The sequence below is a fragment of the Lysinibacillus sp. BS3 genome (assembly GCF_039614735.1).
GTDB lineage: Bacteria > Bacillota > Bacilli > Bacillales_A > Planococcaceae > Lysinibacillus > Lysinibacillus capsici.
Genome location: NZ_CP154860.1, coordinates 4,548,105 through 4,566,834, shown reverse-complemented (window position 1 = coordinate 4,566,834; position 18,730 = coordinate 4,548,105). Strand labels below are relative to the sequence as shown.

21 protein-coding genes are annotated in these 18,730 nt (G+C 39.9%); 1 reads left to right on the top strand and 20 read right to left on the bottom strand.

Going from position 1 to position 18,730, the window contains the following annotated elements; genetic code table 11:
• Nucleotides 1-13 precede the first annotated feature (13 nt).
• From AAJG31_RS22855 to AAJG31_RS22840, 4 genes are all read right to left on the bottom strand, one after another.
• Nucleotides 14-997 (bottom strand): alpha-ketoacid dehydrogenase subunit beta, encoded by a 984-nt coding sequence (locus AAJG31_RS22855; protein ID WP_016993882.1) that lies wholly within the window; start codon nt 995-997, stop codon nt 14-16.
• The gene (locus AAJG31_RS22850; RefSeq protein ID WP_048392305.1) at nt 997-2,013 is read right to left on the bottom strand and encodes a thiamine pyrophosphate-dependent dehydrogenase E1 component subunit alpha; all 1,017 of its coding nucleotides are present in this window, start codon (nt 2,011-2,013) and stop codon (nt 997-999) included. The genes AAJG31_RS22855 and AAJG31_RS22850 overlap by 1 nt, the downstream gene beginning before the upstream one ends.
• Before the next feature lie 86 nt (nt 2,014-2,099).
• The gene (gene lpdA, locus AAJG31_RS22845) at nt 2,100-3,527 is read right to left on the bottom strand and encodes a dihydrolipoyl dehydrogenase (RefSeq protein ID WP_054549169.1); all 1,428 of its coding nucleotides are present in this window, start codon (nt 3,525-3,527) and stop codon (nt 2,100-2,102) included.
• A 178-nt stretch (nt 3,528-3,705) separates the two neighbouring features.
• Entirely contained in the window at nt 3,706-4,800 is a 1,095-nt protein-coding gene (locus tag AAJG31_RS22840; RefSeq protein ID WP_048392303.1) for a Glu/Leu/Phe/Val dehydrogenase, read from the bottom strand.
• 387 nt (nt 4,801-5,187) lie between these two features.
• Here AAJG31_RS22840 and AAJG31_RS22835 point away from each other — a divergent pair, with 387 nt between their 5' ends.
• Nucleotides 5,188-5,424: a DUF2627 domain-containing protein gene (locus AAJG31_RS22835; protein WP_004231186.1), complete on the top strand. Its 237-nt coding sequence runs from the start codon at nt 5,188-5,190 to the stop codon at nt 5,422-5,424.
• Nucleotides 5,425-5,471: 47 nt separating this feature from the next.
• On the opposite strand, the gene AAJG31_RS22830 is transcribed toward AAJG31_RS22835, so the two are convergent.
• The 16 genes from AAJG31_RS22830 to AAJG31_RS22755 form a co-directional block, all read right to left on the bottom strand.
• Complete coding sequence (locus tag AAJG31_RS22830; protein WP_279495447.1) at nt 5,472-6,200, bottom strand: glycerophosphodiester phosphodiesterase; 729 nt, start codon at nt 6,198-6,200, stop codon at nt 5,472-5,474.
• Entirely contained in the window at nt 6,193-7,764 is a 1,572-nt protein-coding gene (locus AAJG31_RS22825; protein WP_048392301.1) for a FapA family protein, read from the bottom strand. Before AAJG31_RS22825 ends, AAJG31_RS22830 begins: the two co-directional genes overlap by 8 nt.
• Nucleotides 7,765-8,042: 278 nt before the next feature.
• Nucleotides 8,043-8,222, bottom strand: a complete 180-nt coding sequence (locus AAJG31_RS22820) for a hypothetical protein (protein ID WP_081010951.1) — start codon at nt 8,220-8,222, stop codon at nt 8,043-8,045.
• A gap of 513 nt (nt 8,223-8,735) precedes the next feature.
• Nucleotides 8,736-8,990 carry a hypothetical protein gene (locus AAJG31_RS22815; protein ID WP_131521578.1) on the bottom strand — a complete coding sequence of 85 codons (255 nt, stop codon included), beginning with the start codon at nt 8,988-8,990 and terminating at the stop codon, nt 8,736-8,738.
• Nucleotides 8,991-9,358: 368 nt separating this feature from the next.
• Nucleotides 9,359-9,625, bottom strand: coding sequence for a DUF4190 domain-containing protein (locus AAJG31_RS22810; RefSeq protein WP_279495449.1), 267 nt, complete (start codon nt 9,623-9,625; stop codon nt 9,359-9,361).
• 241 nt (nt 9,626-9,866) lie between these two features.
• Entirely contained in the window at nt 9,867-10,487 is a 621-nt protein-coding gene (locus AAJG31_RS22805; RefSeq protein WP_279496361.1) for a recombinase family protein, read from the bottom strand.
• Between the two features lie 442 nt (nt 10,488-10,929).
• Nucleotides 10,930-11,283 (bottom strand): phBC6A51 family helix-turn-helix protein, encoded by a 354-nt coding sequence (locus AAJG31_RS22800; RefSeq protein WP_279495450.1) that lies wholly within the window; start codon nt 11,281-11,283, stop codon nt 10,930-10,932.
• A gap of 191 nt (nt 11,284-11,474) precedes the next feature.
• The gene (locus tag AAJG31_RS22795) at nt 11,475-13,469 is read right to left on the bottom strand and encodes a tape measure protein (RefSeq protein WP_279495451.1); all 1,995 of its coding nucleotides are present in this window, start codon (nt 13,467-13,469) and stop codon (nt 11,475-11,477) included.
• Between the two features lie 287 nt (nt 13,470-13,756).
• A complete protein-coding gene (locus AAJG31_RS22790; protein WP_279495452.1) occupies nt 13,757-14,092 on the bottom strand; it encodes a hypothetical protein in 336 nt (111 codons plus the stop codon).
• 80 nt (nt 14,093-14,172) lie between these two features.
• Complete coding sequence (locus AAJG31_RS22785) at nt 14,173-14,415, bottom strand: hypothetical protein (RefSeq protein ID WP_279495453.1); 243 nt, start codon at nt 14,413-14,415, stop codon at nt 14,173-14,175.
• Between the two features lie 2 nt (nt 14,416-14,417).
• Nucleotides 14,418-15,095 carry a hypothetical protein gene (locus tag AAJG31_RS22780; RefSeq protein WP_279495454.1) on the bottom strand — a complete coding sequence of 226 codons (678 nt, stop codon included), beginning with the start codon at nt 15,093-15,095 and terminating at the stop codon, nt 14,418-14,420.
• Nucleotides 15,085-15,510, bottom strand: coding sequence for a hypothetical protein (locus AAJG31_RS22775; RefSeq protein WP_279495455.1), 426 nt, complete (start codon nt 15,508-15,510; stop codon nt 15,085-15,087). Before AAJG31_RS22775 ends, AAJG31_RS22780 begins: the two co-directional genes overlap by 11 nt.
• A gap of 315 nt (nt 15,511-15,825) precedes the next feature.
• On the bottom strand, nt 15,826-16,380 hold the full coding sequence (locus tag AAJG31_RS22770; protein ID WP_345803563.1) for a hypothetical protein: 555 nt from the start codon (nt 16,378-16,380) through the stop codon (nt 15,826-15,828).
• The gene (locus AAJG31_RS22765) at nt 16,365-16,598 is read right to left on the bottom strand and encodes a helix-turn-helix transcriptional regulator (RefSeq protein WP_279495457.1); all 234 of its coding nucleotides are present in this window, start codon (nt 16,596-16,598) and stop codon (nt 16,365-16,367) included. Before AAJG31_RS22765 ends, AAJG31_RS22770 begins: the two co-directional genes overlap by 16 nt.
• 113 nt (nt 16,599-16,711) lie before the next feature.
• Nucleotides 16,712-17,440 carry a hypothetical protein gene (locus AAJG31_RS22760; protein ID WP_279495458.1) on the bottom strand — a complete coding sequence of 243 codons (729 nt, stop codon included), beginning with the start codon at nt 17,438-17,440 and terminating at the stop codon, nt 16,712-16,714.
• A gap of 46 nt (nt 17,441-17,486) precedes the next feature.
• On the bottom strand, nt 17,487-18,689 hold the full coding sequence (locus AAJG31_RS22755; protein ID WP_279495459.1) for a DEAD/DEAH box helicase family protein: 1,203 nt from the start codon (nt 18,687-18,689) through the stop codon (nt 17,487-17,489).
• Nucleotides 18,690-18,730: the final 41 nt, after the last annotated feature.

Sequence of the window (18,730 nt, the reverse complement as noted above, 5' to 3'; positions counted from 1 at the left end):
TTGTTGTAATCTATTAGAACGCAGCAAGTTCTCGCATAGCACGTTCCACTTTATCAGGATTAATCATAAAATATTTCTCCATCGTTGGTGCATATGGCATGGCTGGCACATCAGGTCCCGCTAGACGTTGAATTGGTGCATCAAGCTCAAATAAACAATGTTCTGCAATAATTGCAGCAACCTCACTCATGATACTACCCTCTTTATTATCCTCTGTGACAAGCAATACTTTACCTGTCTTACTTGCAGCCTCAATAATCGCTTCTTTATCCAGAGGGTAAACTGTACGCAAGTCAAGGATATGAGCGGAAATACCATCCGCAGCTAGGCGTTCTGCCGCTTGTAAAGCAAAGTGGACTGCTAAACCATAGGTAATGACTGTCACGTCATCTCCTTCACGTTTTACATCTGCTTTACCAATTGGCAATGTGTAATCATCTAGTGGTACTTCCCCTTTAATTAAACGATAGGCACGTTTATGTTCGAAAAATAATACTGGATCTTCATCACGAATAGCAGCTTTCAATAAGCCTTTTGCATCATACGGTGTTGATGGAATGACAATTTTCAAACCAGGTGTACCAGCAAAAAGTGCTTCAACGGATTGTGAATGATAAAGTGCCCCGTGAATACCTCCGCCAAAAGGTGCGCGGATGACCATTGGACAAGTCCAGTCATTATTAGAACGGTAACGAATTTTGGCTGCCTCTGAGACGATTTGATTGACAGCTGGCATAATAAAATCAGCAAATTGCATTTCAGCAATCGGACGCATACCGTACATCGCAGCACCAATACCCACACCAGCTATTGCACTTTCTGCAAGCGGTGTATCAAGCACGCGGTATTCACCAAATTGATCGTATAGCCCAGTAGTGGCTTTGAATACACCACCTTTACGACCAACGTCCTCTCCTAAAATGAAAACTCGTTCGTCACGTTCCATCTCTTCTTTCATTGCTAATGTAATCGCATCAATATAAGACATTACTGCCATTACATGTCACCTCCGTCCACTGGTGCATAAACATATTTAAGTGCATGCTCTGGTTGTGCATATGGAGCCGCTTCAGCATAATCAGTTGCTTCATTTACTTCTGCCATAACACGCTCTTCGATTTCAGTACGTATCGCGTCAGTCATCACGCCAGTATCCATTAAATACTTTTCAAATAATACAATTGGATCCTTTGCTTTGCCTTCTGCAATATCTTCAGCCGTACGGTATTGACGGTCATCATCATCTGAAGAATGGGCTGTTAAACGATAAGTTACTGTTTCGATTAAGCTTGGACCTTCCCCATTACGTGCACGATCTGCAGCCTCTTTCACCACTTTATACACTTGTAACGGATTTTTCCCATCCACGGTCACTCCTGGCATTCCATAGCCAATCCCACGATCAGATACTTTTGCACAGCCTAGTTGACGCTCTACTGGCACAGAAATCGCATATTGATTGTTTTCTACCATAATAATGACTGGTAGCTTATGCACACCTGCAAAGTTCGCTCCTTCATGGAAGTCTCCTTGGTTGGATGAACCTTCACCAAGCGTAACGAAAGAAACAAAATCTTCATTTTGTAGACGTCCTGCAAGTGCAACGCCCACTGCGTGTGGAACTTGAGTCGTAACAGGAGATGAACCTGTTAAAATACGATTTTTCTTTTGACCAAAGTGGCCTGGCATTTGACGGCCACCAGAGTTTGGATCTTCTGCTTTAGCAAACGCAGATAGCATCAGTTCTCTTGGTGTCATACCAAAATGTAAAACAACACCCATATCACGATAATAAGGTGCAATATAATCCTTACTTTTATCCAGTGCAAAGGCTGCTCCAACCTGTGCCGCCTCTTGACCTTGACAGGAAATTACAAACGGAATTTTACCAGAACGGTTTAACAACCACATACGCTCATCCAGTCTTCTGGCCATTAACATTGTTTCGAACATAGCAAGTACATCTTCATTTGACAAACCTAAATCTTCATGTTTGATTTGAACATCTTGCATACGAACACCCCTTTCGTATTATAGAGAAATAACTATCTTATCCTATATCCCCACATTTGGATATGTTAGTTATGAAATTCAGAAAATTAAAAATGGATAGCGCGATCATCCACTGCTAGAGCAGATTCCACTAACACCTCATTTAAGGATGGATGTGGATGAATTGCCTGACTAATTTCCCATGGTGTTGCATCTAACACTTTTGCTAAGGATGCTTCACCAATTAAATCTGTTACATGAGGCCCTACCATATGAATACCCAAAATATCATCTGTTTCTTCATCAGCAATAATTTTGACAAAGCCTTCTGTCTCTCCATTTACTAATGCTTTACCAATGGCCTTAAACGGGAATTTACCAATCTTTAATGAAAATCCTTGTTCTTTAGCAGCACTTTCTGTTAATCCAATGCTAGCAACTTCTGGATAGGAATAAACACATTTCGGTACTTTTAGTGCATCCAATGTCTCGGTTTTCCCTGTTGCTATATGCTCAATAGCTGAAAGCCCTTCATGAGAAGCAACATGCGCTAATTGTAAGCCACCAATCACATCTCCTATGGCATACATATGAGACTCTTTCGTTTGATAGGAACCATTCACTTTAATAAAGCCATTTTCCACTTCAATCTCTGTATTTTCTAGACCAATACCTTGCGTATTCGCCTCACGTCCTACACAAAGTAATAGTTTATCAGCCTCAAAAACTTCTTCTTTTTCATTCACTTGCGCAGAAATGAAAACGTTATCATTTTCAATTTTGAATGTATTTGTATCTAAGCGAGCATTCGTAACAATACGAACGCCTCGTTTCTCAAGTTGTTTCGTCACTTCTTTAACGATGTCCGCATCTTCAGCTGGTAAAATGGATGGACCATATTCTACTACTGTTACATATACACCAAAATCGCATAGCATAGATGCCCACTCAATTCCAATAACACCACCACCAACGATTAGGAGTGACTTTGGTAAACTTTCTAACTGTAATGCGTGGTCTGAATTCAGCACATATTGCCCATCTATCGTTAACCCTGCCATACCACGAGGCTTTGAGCCCGTTGCAATGACAACATTCGTAGGCACAAGCATTTCATTTTCATCGCCATTGGACATTTCTACAGATATTGTACCAGGCATAGGTGAGAAAATAGATGGACCCAAAATTCGCCCTGTACCATGATAAACATCTATTTTGCCTTTTTTCATCAGTGTATTCACACCCTGGCTTAATTGCTCAACGATTGCTTGTTTCCTAGCTTGAACTTTGTCAAATTGTAATGTTACACCTTCAATATCGACACCATATTCGCTAGCTGTTTTATTAGCCATACGATATACTTCGGCACTTCGGAGTAACGCTTTACTTGGAATACAGCCTTTATGCAAGCATGTACCTCCTAAACGCTCACGCTCTACAATGGCTGTTTTTAAGCCTAGCTGAGCAGCTCGGATGGCTGCAACATATCCACCTGTACCTCCACCTAAAATGACAACATCATAATTTTGAGCCATGTTTATTCCCCCTATTGAGAAAAGTGCTAAAGGATTCTATTAAACAATAACCAAGTGATTTTTTTAACAGTCAGTGCTTTAGAAAAACTTTAGCTTTACTTCATTAAAGCCCTAATTTCTTTGTTGAAAATAGAAGAAGTCGACAATGCGACTTCTCTTCATGTATCAACTGTCTAAATTAGCGACCGTGTAAAATATTTTTTTCATTTTTTAAAAATTGGCTGCGCGATTTTGCTACGCGAGCGATACGTTCCTCAGCTAAGCGGTTCGCTGCCACATATGTTGGAATGCCATCTCGTTTTGAAATAGCAAAGATTTTTTCAATACTATCATAAATGCCATCAACGCGTTTCATTGCACGTTCACGATTATAGCCATATAATTCATCCGCAACATTAATAACGCCACCAGCATTGATTACATAATCTGGTGCATAGACGATACCTAATTCATGTAGGTAGTCACCATGACGTGAATCTTTTAATTGGTTATTTGCAGATCCAGCAATCACTTTCGCTTTTAATTGCGGAATTGTTTCATCATTTAAAATTGCCCCTAATGCACAAGGTGAGAAGATATCTACTTCTTGCGCATAGATTTCATCTGGTGCCACTGCAATCGCGTCGAAGTCATTAACAACTCGATCAATAGCTGCCTGATTGATATCTGTTACAACAAGTTTTGCCCCTTCATTATGTAAATACTCGCAAAGCTTGTAGGCTACATTTCCTAGACCCTGTACAGAAACTTTTAATCCTTCTAGTGAGTCTGAACCGAATGCTTCTTTTGCAGCTGCCTTCATACCACGGTAAACACCATAAGCTGTTACTGGAGATGGGTTACCTGAAGAACCGAATGCAGGAGAAATTCCTGTTACATAATTTGTTTCTTCATGGATTAAATCCATATCTGATACCGTTGTACCTACATCCTCAGCTGTAATATAGCGGCCATTTAATCCTTGAATGAAACGACCTAACGCACGGAACATCTCTTCGTTTTTATCTTTAAATGGGTCACCAATAATGACCGTTTTTCCACCGCCAAGGTTTAAACCAGCTGCAGCATTTTTGTAAGTCATTCCTCGTGCTAAACGTAATGCATCTTCAATTGCATTTTCTTCCGACGCATACGTCCACATACGTGCTCCACCTAGTGCTGGTCCAAGTGTTGTATCATGGATAGCGATAACCGCTTTTAACCCTGATGCTTCATCTTGGCAAAATACCAATTGTTCGTAATCATACTTTTCCATATACTTGAAGATTTCCATGAAACTCGCCCCTTTGCTTTGGAAAGTGCATCCCCAAATGCCCATCCAATCAAGTTTTATCTAACAATCTAATCTTCATAGCGTCCTCACTCAGCAAATTCTGAGCTCCTATTCGGTAGTAGGTGTTTAGACCCTAATACTTAAAGAAGAAATTGTTTAGTAATGGATAATATTGCTCCACTTATTTTTACAATACTGACAAATTCACAATTTCGCAACTATTATTACATATTCTTATTTAAGTAAGAATTTTCTAAACATTCAGTTACAATCGCTACTTTCTGTCCTGTCACGTTTTTAGCTAAAAATATTATATTGGTTTATACCCTTCCTTGACATTCCCCCATCCACAGGTAAAATTAATCATAGGAATAAGGAGGGGTATACATGGCCCGTTTAGCTGCATTTATTGTAATGCTTATTCCAGGTCTTATGGCTGCAGGTGGCATTAAATTTATGCGTGATACATTATTTGGTAAGCTCATTTCACCATTCCCATTTTTATGGCTGCAATTTGTAGTTGGTGTCATTTTCTTCGTCATAGGCTTTGGGTTTTTCGCTGGATTTTTACTGCATCGCGATCGAAAAAACGGAAAAGTAGCACCACGCTTCCAAAAAAAATAAAAAAAGCTATCCAAATAAGTCATGCAAGACTTACTGGATAGCTCTTTTTATATCCGCTGCTGAGATGTGATAACTTTATCAGGAAAATCCGTAATCCAACCAATAACAGAAGGATGCGGATTAGTTAAAAATGGTTCCGTGCCATCAATAGCATAAAAACGACAGGCTTTTTCACTTGTAACACAGGCCTCCAAATATCTTGGTTTGTAGTACCTTTTATGCATATGCACACTATCAGCCGCTTTATAATCAGCTAGAAGATCCCATTTTATTTTTTTCGTAGCAATAAGGGCCGTTTCAAATTCAGGTCTATGCTTTTTTACGATCTCTAAAAGCTCATAGTGAAAGGATGAAAAATGACTACCTTTTGGCAGAGCCAAGCCTCCAAGAAAATGAATTAGCCCACTCTTATTGTCCAAGATCGTTGATTTTAATTCAATATTCAACGGCATCTGCTGTATATTTGCCCATGCTAAAACTGCCTCAAACGCTGGCATTTTATAGGACGAAAATAGACGTCTCCAAGGCTTGCCAAGTTTAAAGCGCAGAAGCTCCTCCATCGTACAATCGCTCACCAATTTATTGGTGCCTACTAACCTCGATAATTGTGGATCATGATACACTACAGGTAATCCATCTTTTGAGAATTGAATATCTAGTTCAATCCCATCAGCACCTAGCTCTAATGCCTTTTCAAAAGCTTGAAAGGTATTCTCTAATGCATAAGCAGAAGCACCTCGATGTGCAAAAACAGGGATAAAAGCTGCCTTAGACATTTAACTCACCAAATTCTAGTAGGAATTTACCATTCGTCATTTTGCTTAATAAAGATGATTTTCTACCAATTTGAATATAAGTTCCAGGGTGCGCCTCTTTTGTCACAATAATCTCTTCTTTCCCTACATGACGCATTTCATCCATTAATAGTTTTATTTCACGATCTAATGTAATCGCTTCAGCCTTTAATTTAGTTAAGGCTTGTTTTGTTACCTCAAATGACGCTGATTGTTCTTTGGACATTTGATTGAGAAAAGGTAATAAATTTTTCATGCTATTCTCGTGTGCTGAAATCTCTGTTTGCAATTGTTTTAGCTGTGCTGCTTTTTCCTGCATCACGGTGTTATTTTCCTGCTTATTAATACTTTCTATTATTAAATCTGTTCGACGCTCTAATCGGTTTCCTGAAATGGCCGTAACAATCGTATTTTTAGCTACTGCACGTCCCCCAATAATTTTACCTTTTCGTTCATCCACATATATTGAATGAGCAGAAAGTTGTGAACCTAGTGCGTAAAAACCAATATGAATACTATTAGCTGCAAATAAATTTGCTTCATTTACATGTTTAACAAATATATTGCCACCTGCTTCTACCACTGTTGAACCAAGCCCAAAGATGCCCCCACGAATATATACATCACCCTCAATGGATTTAATAAGCTTGGCACCGCTTACACCCTCAGCACCTTCAATGGAAATATCGCCAGTCGCAATAACTGTATAGCCATTAGTTACTGTACCTTTAATACTAAGTGAACCATTAAATTCAAGGTTACCTGTTTCTACTCCTACATCACCATTTATAGGAAGGTGCCTGTTTACACCAATCATGCCTTTGACATCATCTAAAACGCCAGCAATTTTCGAGCGAATGACGATTTTTCCGTCTTCTTCCACTTCATAGGCAGATTTTGTATCATATTTGATAGGATAATCTCGTCCAGGTACAGCAGCAACTTCTTGACCTAGCACATTTTTCCCTGGTTTACCTAATGTAGCAGGAATCTTTTCACCTAGCCAAGAGCCTTCTGAAATTTCCGAAATAAAATTCATATCATAGTAATCCGCTTTACCGTCTTCACGAATGACTGGCTTTCTCTCGGGTTTAGGTAAGTATGTAATTTGTGCATCTATTCCTGCTATAGGTTGCTCACCTTGAGCAATTAAGAATGCTTTTCCTGGTTCAGCCTTCAATATATCAAAATCTAATATGCCATGTATAATTCCATTTTCATTGAGTGTTTCTCGGATTTGTTGTGTTAATTTTTCTTTATTATTTTGAATATAATCATGCGTTTCATATATAAAAACAGAGGCTGACATCTTATCACGTGCCACTTCTGCTTCAATGTTCGGAAGCCAGCGTCCAATTTCAACAGGATTGGTATTCTGGGTTGATAACACATTTTTTAAAATTGAAAAATTAGATAATTTCAGTCGTGGATGACTACGTAGGATGCTATCAAATTCTTTTAATGGGAAACCTGCGCTAAAAGTAAGCATAAATACCTTGCCATTTTCCTCAGAAATTTCGAAGTTTTCATTTCGAACTAGAATCAAGCTACCTCCTCCTTCCCTCTATATGTAAGTATATACAATCCACTTACATTTGTTTAGAGACCATTGTCACTACCGAGAAAGAAAATAGTACCACTTAATCATTAAAATATAAGACAATATTTTATTTACCCTAAAAGATTATAGATATTTAGTACTAATAAATTGTTTGTTTTTGAGTTTTTTTATTAAAATTACCGATAAATTCAAAGTAATTCCATCAGGCTATTTTGAATATATCATCTTCCAAGTACAGGTATCCACGGGTGCTTCCCACTAAACTATAGGTCTAAATAGGTCTTTTTAACTAACGGTGTATTGATATTCCTTTCAATTCGGAAAGTAGAACCTAGTTGTATCAATTGCTGTCGATTCATATATTGCATACTTATTTTACCATCGAATGCTAAACGCACCTCAAATAGCTCTTCTGTTATCTGTGTGATTTCGAGCGAATTCATTCCCTCTAATTGAAAATTTATACTTTTTATTGTAATCACCTACTATAAGTTTGTAGAAAGGTCTCAAATGATTTTACTCTTCATCTTTAGACGTTAAATCCACTATACATGTATATATCGTGTTTTTTAGCTGATTTGACGTTCTTTTAACGATTTCAATGTTAAAGGTCAGCCACAGAAATTTCCACAGTATTTGTTCAAGTAACAAAAAAAGCGCCCCTTTAAACTATAGATTTAAAAAGGCGCTATACTATGCGAAGTATAATTGCTGTATATGTTAATGATATATATCGGTACTAGCTAGCCATCATATCAATACGAATTTTGTCTGCGATCATGGCGATGAATTCGCTATTTGTTGAGAGTAAAAACGGTAATTTAATGTCTAAAACAGTTATACCACGTAAGTTTACCGTATATTCTATCGGTAGCCTTCGCAGTTTTTCTCGACTTGTATTTACCGATAATATTACAGTCAATTAAACGGAATATCAAGCAAAAATATTGCTTTATTTAGAAATCTACTAGGAACTCAGCCATTCGATGGCGCTCTAAAAACTCAATTAAATCCGTTATTGCAAAACGATGATCTCTCGTTGTCTCATAAGTGTTTCGGTATATTCGATACGCCTCTACTTCTACATCTGAAAATTTCAACCTACCACGTTCGAAAGCGAACCATGGTTTATACATTCTAATCGTGTCCACATCCATGCTGACTTTCATAGGTAATATTCCAAATTTTTTTGCCACTTGTTTTTCATTCATTACCACTTTCTCCATTTTCAAAACCGCTAGCGAGTTATATTTGACGTCGAATCAAACTATACAACTTACGATTATAAAACGCAAGAACAAAAACACCTTGAAACCGCGTCACTACTGCGTTAATTACGTTTTCAGTAATTAATAACGTTTAGAGTTATTTCCTATTATATATTGTGTCAATTCTACGTAAAAACACCATTGAGACGATTCGAGACAATCAACTATCCGATTCAACGATTCTCGATGCGTCTGACAGCGCTGAATACTGTAGTTGGCGATTGACCGCCCGAGTTTTAAAAATTATAGCGAAAATTTTCTGAGGCCAAATATTAAGCTAAAACCCCGTTAGTAAATAAGAACCTGTGATACTAACTAATACTAGTGAATGAATAAAAAGCGATAATAGACAATACTGCAAAGGTTTGAATGATAATCCCGATTACATTACAAATTAAACCAGAAATTGCTAAACCTTTACCATTTTCATTTCTTTTAGCAATTTCCTTTGTTGCTATTCTTGATAAAACTACTCCGAGAATACCAAGAACTAATCCAATAAGTGGTACTATGATTGAAAGAATACCAAGAGTTAATGAAATTATAGATTTACTATTCGTTTTAATTTGTCCAACCATTTTTTTCACCCCTCAACTATAAGATTTTACTTATCTAATCACTTCTTCAACACACCTGCTCTGTTAATTTTATCAATATTTTTTAAAATCATCTATGATTTACCAAAATTATTAAAAATTGTATGTAAGGTCAGATCAGCAGAAAGCGCCTGTCAGAATCGAGGCCTTTGGGGTCACGCAGTTTTAACGCAAAAAAAGAACGACCAACAAACGAGTTTTAATTCGTTCATTGATCGTTTTGTTATCGTTTTATTCCTTCACGCTCAAGCAGTCGATAAATTGTTCCTGTTCCAACTTTGTAAGTCTTGCGAATATCAGCGATTGAAACGCCGTCTTGATAATCCTTAATGATTGCGTTGCGTCTGACTTCTTCTTCTCCGCCTTCAACTAACTTCGTTTTACGTCCTTTAAACTTTCCTTTGGCTTTAGCGATTTCAATTCCCTCACGTTGACGACGCTTAATCTTCTTACGTTCTTGCTCCGCAACATACGCTAACATTGATAGGAATTGATCCTCTAATAGCTTACCGATGTCACCCATAGACTTAAACCGTCTACTATCGAATAGCTCTGCATTGGACGATATAACGATGTCCGCGCCTACCTTCCGCGTGATATATTTCCACTCGTCTATTACATCGTCATACGAGCGCCCTAATCGATCCAAGTCGTCCATATAGATTAAGTCGCCACTTTGTATGATGCTGCGTAACTCTTGATATTGCGGACGGTTCGTATCCTTCCCCGACGCTTTATCGACGTATACATTCTTACGCTCAACTCCTAGCTCCTTCATTGTTGCTAACTGACGAGCCTCGTTCTGCTCAACTGTTGATACACGTACATAACCGTAAGTTGTCATCGTATTACCGCCTTTACTCGTTATTGTTACCATTATCGTACCAACAATTACGGTAACAGTCAAACGGTAATTTAAGAATAGCGCTATATCAACGATTGTAATCATTCATTTTCGTTACCAGATAAGTGTACTCTAACGGTAATGAACCCCTCGAGTTTTAGACCGCCCCGTCCAATCCGACTTCCTGCCCCCTGTAATCTGCGTTAACATTACGTTATCTTACTTATGTAAATCGTACAAAATCCACGTTCCTTCTATTATATGTAACGCAAAACTAACGCATTTTACAAAGTAATGTGACTTCCCAAAGTGTTTTAAGGGCGTGTCCACAAAAGGCGTCTGCCCGACATTTTACGCCCCCCCAAAACGTTCTCTGACTCTGAAAAATGTAACATTAAAAATGCATCATATATAGTGATTTGCGCAATTTGTAATTTCACCTTTACGTTAAACCCATCATCATCATTACATTGGCATAATCGCTCATTATCGATTCAGAGGATGGCTTACGTCTACTGCTCCGGCGAAACTCTTTCGAATAATGCTCGCTCATAAGGTCATACTGACGTTCTAACTCGTACTGATAAACGTAGTCATAGTGTCTCCATCGATACAGCGTCATTCTTCTAACGCCGACTAATTGTGCGACTTGTTCTTGCGTCAAATATCCGTCATTTTGAGCGAGTAGAACGATCGCAGTAAACTTCGCTTCGTGTCCCTTTAGCTCGCGCATAAGGCGGGCTTTTTCCGTATCTGATACTAAGTACGGTTTATAGAATCGTTTTCCGTATATCATTTCCTAACCCCCTTCTTTTCGTTAAATAAAAAAAACGGCAAGCAACGCTATAAAAGCCGATGCCCGCCAATTGTCATTTATTATTAACCGTTGTGAAATCGAAAGGAGATTCGCGGTTGATTGTTTCGGGATTGACCGGAAATTGCTTATAAACGTTGTTACGATCTTTTAGCCATAGACCGATAGTGCTTTTAGCCAACTTGCTTCCTCTCCTTTTCGATTAATTTCGCTAGTTCGTAAGCGATTCGCTGCACGTCCGCATCCTCGCGCACAGTAAAGTTGTTGCCTGTAATAACGACTCCACCACTCATGCCTCCGCCACCTTGCGCTTGCTCTTTGTTTTCTTGCGCAGTAAGTACGCGTTCGCCTTTGTGTAATCGCGCGGAATATCCGTCATATGGAACGTTGCTAATTCCGTGATAATGCGATTTAGCATTGTCGTTGCCACCGCCTGGTATCAACTTCTTCGCCCAACTAACGGCCCCTGACCCGATTTTACCGATCCAATCCGGCACTTTAATCTTGCCTAAAATCGACGCAAACTCTTTAAGATAGCCTGCCGCTGTACTAATCCAGCTACCTACTGTTTTAAATACTGGAGTTAACGCCTTTACAATTTCTGTAGCTGCTCCGAATACTTGTGTAAATGTTCCCGCAAGAAACGCAACAAACGGGCCGACAATTGTATCCCACACCAAACGCAATACCGCGAATGCTGCGCCAATTACTGAACCCATAAGCTCCATAATCGGACCAACGACCGCCCATAGCATCGTGAATGCTTTCATAACGAATGTGATCGCCGGTGCAAGGATATTATTCCAAGCGAGCATCGCAACGTCAGCTACGATTTTTAATGCGTTCCACAAGGCGCCAAGTATCGGCTGAGACGCAGCCCAAAACGCTTGAATTACAGGCATCACGTAGCCAGCGATGCTAGAAAATACGCTGACAAACTGCTCCTTCAATGTTGCAAAGCGCGCCATTATTGCGTCAATGGCTTCAGGAGATATTAGCGTCTCAAGCACGCCTCTAAATCCGCCTTCTTTGAACGCAGTCATTAATCCGGAAATCTTCGTCTTGATTTCGTCAACTGCCGAATTTACTTTCGCAGCAATATCAGGCGGGAATAGTGCGTTAATTAAGCCGCCTGTTCCGCCTGTCTTGAATGCGGACATTAGTGTTTTAACCTTGCCGACTATGCCGTCGATAGCTCCTCGGAATATCTCGCTATTGTCATAGAGCGTTTTAAAACCAAATATAAGTCCGGTTATACCAGCGGCAATCAATCCGATTGGACTCGCGACAAATGCTAAGGCCATACCAACTAATTTGACGATTCCAACGACTGCTAGTATGGATCCAGCAACTAACGCAAATGTTCCTATTACCTTCGCTACTTTGATAACTGATGGTCCAATCGTTTGCCACACTTGATATAACGACTTTACTACGCTAAATACCTTCGACAAACCATTGGCTGCTATCTTCACGAAGCTATGCGCCTTGTTTTCGATCTTTTCAAATGTCTTTGAGTTAACGAAGCCAATAAACTGGTCAAATAGCGGTTCAAACACCCGTTTGGCACTACTCTTAAATACCGTTACAGCTTGCGAGAAAGTCATAGGCATATTACCGAATTTCTCCTCTATCTCGTCTGCAGCATTAAATAAGGATCGCTTAATTAAATCCGCTGTAATAGTACCTTCTGAACTCATTTCCTTTAACGCTCCCATACTCACGCCCGCAGTATTTGAGATTGCTTGCGCTAATAAAGGTGCGTTCTCCATGATTGACCTAAATTCATCGCCTTGAAGCTTTCCTGACGCCATGGCTTGAGTTAATTGATACATACCCGATTCCATTTCCTGTTGTCCTGCACCGCTGACAGAAAAGGATTTCGTCATCAATTCCGTAAACCTAATAGCTTCATCGTTACTTGAAAAGGCGTCCTTTGCGAGTAGATTCAATTTAGCTACACTGGATGCCATTTCATCATAGGATGACCGGCTCCGTCGGGACGCCTTGAATATCTTGTCTTGTAACTGTGATTGAGTTTGCAGTCCATCATTAATGTTAGCTAGGCGAGCGTTGATATTCGAATATGAGTCTGCAGCTTGAGTAAAATTGCTGAATCCACTCGCTAATCCTGATGCAGTCAAGAACGCACTTGCAATGCCTAGCAAAGCAGTCTGAGTTCCTCCGAGAGACGCGCTTAAGCCATTAGTTCCAACTCGTAGACTATTAACGCGTGTGGCTAACGAGCCAGTAGCGTTGGTCGCTCGGCTGGTCTCCGATACAAATCGCCCCATCGAATCGTGTAGCCGACCATTAGCATCTCGATATAAGTTCGAACTTTGCGTAGCTGAGCGAGTTGTACGATTCATCCTATCCATCATCTGAGTGATTCGTCTTAGGCGGCTTGTTCCGTTAATATCTCTAACACGAAACACCGCTGTTAAATTTACGGCCATTAGATTCTATCAACTCTCTTTGCTACTAAATCTGCTAGACGGTCAGCTTGTTGACTTGCCGTAATGTATCGTTTGCGTGCGCTTCTATCACCCTCGGCATATTCGATAGCTGCATTCAGCGCCTCTAATCGTTTACGAGCATGGTCCGCTTGTATTCGCACACTCATTGCGATAGCTAATAATGGTACTTTTAAATCGGTTGCCTGTTTAATTTTTAATTGCGGCACTTTACCGTGAAGGCGTTCAACTTCTACTACAAACTTAGCTGCAGCAAGTATTACTTCGTTATCGTCTAGTAATTGCGTTATTTCCTGCTTACGTTTGATTAGTTTCATCCCTTGTATCCCCCTTATTTTTTATGAAATGAAAAAAAGACACGACGTTAATTACCGGCATGTCTTTCGTTAATATTGCGTTATTCAGTTTGTTGTGTTTCATGCTCTTGTTGTGCAGCTCGTTTAATGTTTGCGTATAAAACACGCGATCTTAACGAACCAATTTCACTTGCGACTCGTAATGCGATTGCTACGTCCTGTTGTTGAATTGTACCGTCTTTCAATTTTTGCCTTAATCCAGATTCTAAAACGCGGTAATTAGTGCCTTTACCCTTCGCTTGTTGTGCCATCAATGCTTCTACTTGATCGTTATATTCGCTCATAATTATTTCGCTCCTTTAATCTTTGTTGGTACTTCTGCGATATATTCAAAATCGTTCGGCTTATGCCCGTATGTGAATCGACTAACCTGGCTGATTACTTCATGTACTCCATTTGTAACTCCCAGACTTCCCATAACTTTCGCTGTACTTGTCGGGTGATCTATTACCGGACTCTCACTCGTCTTACCTTGACTGCGATTTGCTCTAGTTATTTCAGCTATTTCTTCACGTAAATATCCGTAAGCATCTTCACCATCGCGGTGATCAATAATACAGCTAATTAGCAAATCCCTCGCCATTTTTAATTTTGCATCAACAATCGGTTCATACTCCGACCTAACTTTTGGTACAAACACATCTACGTATTCCTTGACTACGTCTACAGAAGAAATCTTACCTTCTGGCATAGCCGCATGTGCTAAACGAGCATCACGCTCCCGTCGTGCTACAACCTCTTTTTGTAGCGCAATGTCATCGTCAATTTTAGCTAGTTGCTCAGTTGCATCTGTGCCATGTTTAACGCTCTCAGTAAATGTGTGCTCATACTGAGTCTGCAACTCACTTAAACGTGTACGAACACTTTCCAAGTCTGCTTGATATCGCTGGTGTTTAGCTGCTCGTTCAGCGCCTTCTTCTTTATAATCTTGCAGCAGTTTAAATTCGTGCGTCTTAATTGTCATCTAGTTTTATCCCCTTTGTTTTTAGCATTTGAATAATTTTTTCTAGCTTGTTGATGCACCACAACCGCCACATCGGAATAACAGGCGTTGGCTGTTCGTCTTGCTTGTCCAACTCGAATAATTCGACTAACATTTCCTCGTTACGAGTAATCTGCTCGCGCGTTCCTTCGACTTCTCTGCGATAAATCACAGGGTACTGAGCGCTTATTAAGTCTCGATACAACTCTTGGCTATCCGTCTGCAGCTCGCTAATTTCAAACGCATATAAATCGTCTAGCAAGTCGATAACATCGTCATAAGGCTTTGAAATTTCACCAATTAAATTGGATATGCCTCGTTCATCCGTTTGATAAATTAACAGTGAAATGAACGGAACATCTCGCAAATTGACGATTGAAAGTAAGGCGAAGCGCATTTAATCACCGCCTTTTAACAGCTGTTGAATTACGTAATTAGCTGCCTCTGATTGCACAAAATATCGCGCATCCAGTGTGGCCACTTCTTTCGGCAAGAATATCTGATACTGGTGTTCTCCCTCATCGATGTAAACGCAATGTTCTTTGTTGTCATTACTGTAGTAAATCTGCATTAATAAAACACCATCCCATTAATTACTCGCGGCCTTGGCGGTCGCTGTCCGTGGATTTCGATACCATTGCGATTGAATTGTTTCCTTCTTCGTTTCGGCTTTGCTCGCTTACCTTCGCCGTGATAATTAGATGAATACTTTTTATGCTCCATATCGTTTCATTTCCTCGCTTTCTTCTTTAAAGCCTTGTTTCCAGGCTTCGATTTCTTGTTCGTTTGGCTCACGCCTCAATAATCGACTTGCAAATTGTTTAACGAATTCATTCCACAACTCGTCTGTGAAACTAGCTGACCGTCGGTAATAGTCATAGATGTGTAATTGTCCTTTTGAAGTATTACAGCTACGACAGCAAACAACCACGTTATCATCGATATTGTGACCGAGATATACGTGATCGAGCGTCGCTTGTTTCGCATGTTCCTTTTCCCGTGTAAGTTCGTCACCACAGTAACAGCATTTATCTGCAGTTAATACAGCGTTAATAGTCACATCTGTATAAAACATAGTGCTATTATGACGATACTGATGTTTACGAAATCGCTCTCGTATGTAAGCTCCATTTTCATAACGAGCTTTACTACGACATGCCTTGCATTGGTACTCTCGTCCTTGTGGCGCTTTTGGACGTCGGGTAAATTCGGTTAAATTCTTAACTTCTTTGCAAGTGCGACATTTGCGTGTCATTTCATTAACCATTGATGCTCACCTTCTTTTTCTGCATATAAAAAACGGTCAAACGCTTCATTCCGAGGAAATTCACGTCTAACCGTCGCTTTAAATTTATCTGATGCTGGTTTTCTTCTATTCTCAACATCGTTAATATGTCCGATTGAATAGTTAATACGTTCTGATAGTTGACTAAGTGTTAAGCCATAGAAAAATCTCGTTTTTCGTAGGAAATCGCTAAAATCCATAATAAACTCCCCTCCCGTTTTGTAGTCTTTTGTTGTTATTTACGCTAAATATCTAAATAAAATAGCCGACTTTTCCGTATCGGCTTCCTCATATATAGCCGAGGTGTCCACACCTAAATTCTCCCGATTGATTTAGCATGGCCAAGCGCTCTTTGGCGAGCATTTTCGAGTTTTCTTTCCCCGTACCGAGCCAATAACTCTGCTTCTATTTCTTCTCGAGTCATCTTGATTATTTTGCACTTTCCACCTGTTGTTGGCGTATCGCCCCAAAACTCAGGTAGTCTTTGAGTTTCAGCAGTACTCCACTCACCTTCATAAAGCCCGAAGTTAGTTGTGATACGTTTCTTTCCTCCCATTTGTGCTCGGCGCTGTGCTCTAGCCACCACTTCTTCTAAATCCTCACCGTGCTTATAAATTTTATGCTTACGATCATACTCAAACATTGCGTCATCATTAATCCAAAACGGGTACTCCCCTCCAAAATACCGACCGTGTTTATAAGATTTGCGGGCCGTACCTTGCTGTTCTGCCTTCACTCTACGTTTGTATGTTTTTAAAACTACATCTTTACCTGCTTTGCATTCTGCAGAACAAGTTGTCGCGCTGTTATTTTTAGTTTTATCACGATAGTAGAACCCACAGCATTGACAACGTTTTACCTTTTTATCATGTACCTCAGTGAAATAACCGTCTATTATATCTGACATAATTTCGAGCATTTCATCATAATCATGCCCTGGTCCAATATAACTACGTGCAAATTCGATTGCTCCTGTGCCTGGATTTTTAAAAGCAGTATCTTTTAACACTTCGCCCTGTTTTAGTTTATAAGTAGTAGTCATAATCTAATTTCCCCTTTGCAGAATAGTTTTTTGAAGAGTTTTATCATTAGATTTCGTATCGTGCCCATTTTTCGAGTAGTTCTCGCATACGTCTAGCAGGCATATATAGATTGATAGATTCGCCTTTACGGATGCGTGAGCGCCAAACCCATTGAAGTAAGTCTGATACCGCTAGCTTATCCTCACTAACAGTTATATCGTGATCTTGAAAGAACGACTTCTCGATAGGATGCATGTAACGGTTGTAGCAGTACATTAACGTTGAACGGTCTGCGTATTCGTTAGACGCACGGGCATTACACGCTAGAAAACCCTTTGTGTAGCCCTTACCTTTTAAATCCGTTTGATAACTTTTAATCGTCGTCCATAAAACTTCGTCAGTCTTTGCTTTGATGATATTTCGGACATACGACTGCATACTAGAACGAATTGCAGCCATTTCTCCATCGCTTCGACGGCTCAGCCAACCTTTAGAAAACGCGGTCGGAACACTGCCATGATCGTTGTGCGGTCCGTCATAGAGAGTAATTAATGAACGAAGGTGCTCTCGTCCTTCCTGGCGCTTGTCATACTCGATTAATTGGCCGTCTTTGACTGCTTTTAAATCGTAAGGAATCGAATACAACTCGAAATAATATTTCATTAACTGCGCCTCAAATAGATATGTCAAAACGTATACACTAGTAAAAGTTTCGAAGATTGAAGGCGGAAACGCATAAATTAAGTATTTGTCACGGTGATAAAAAAGCGTCCCAGCTTGCGCTAATAACTTGATGCGGTCGAATACCCCGTACTCATATTCAACTTCGCTCGCAGTCCAAACGACTTTGTTGTTCTCCATTTTTACTAAGCCTTTATCGAGTAGTAGTCGCATATCAGACGGTGAAACGCCTGCCTTATCTATGACGCTTATAACCTCGTCCAAAATCAACGTGTAGTTATTCTCACGCAACAAGTAGCGCAGTTCATCGTCTGCCATTTCAAATAGGCTATGCGTCGCTACGATGTCTCTACCGTCCTCAATCAATCGCTTTAGGCTCGTTAATTTACTACCGCCTTCTACGTTATTCGTTGGTTGTACAAACTCGCGACCCGTTACCGAGCTAATCACACGGTCGACCTCAGCTAAGAACGGCGTAACATAAATGAAACGCTCCAATGGACTCGCACCGTTAATGTAGTCAATAGCATAAGTCGTCTTACCTGCTCCCATCACCGAATCAATTACCGTTACGTTTTTCATTTCCATTTGAAAACCTCCGATTTGTAGAATTATTGTTGTAGACGACG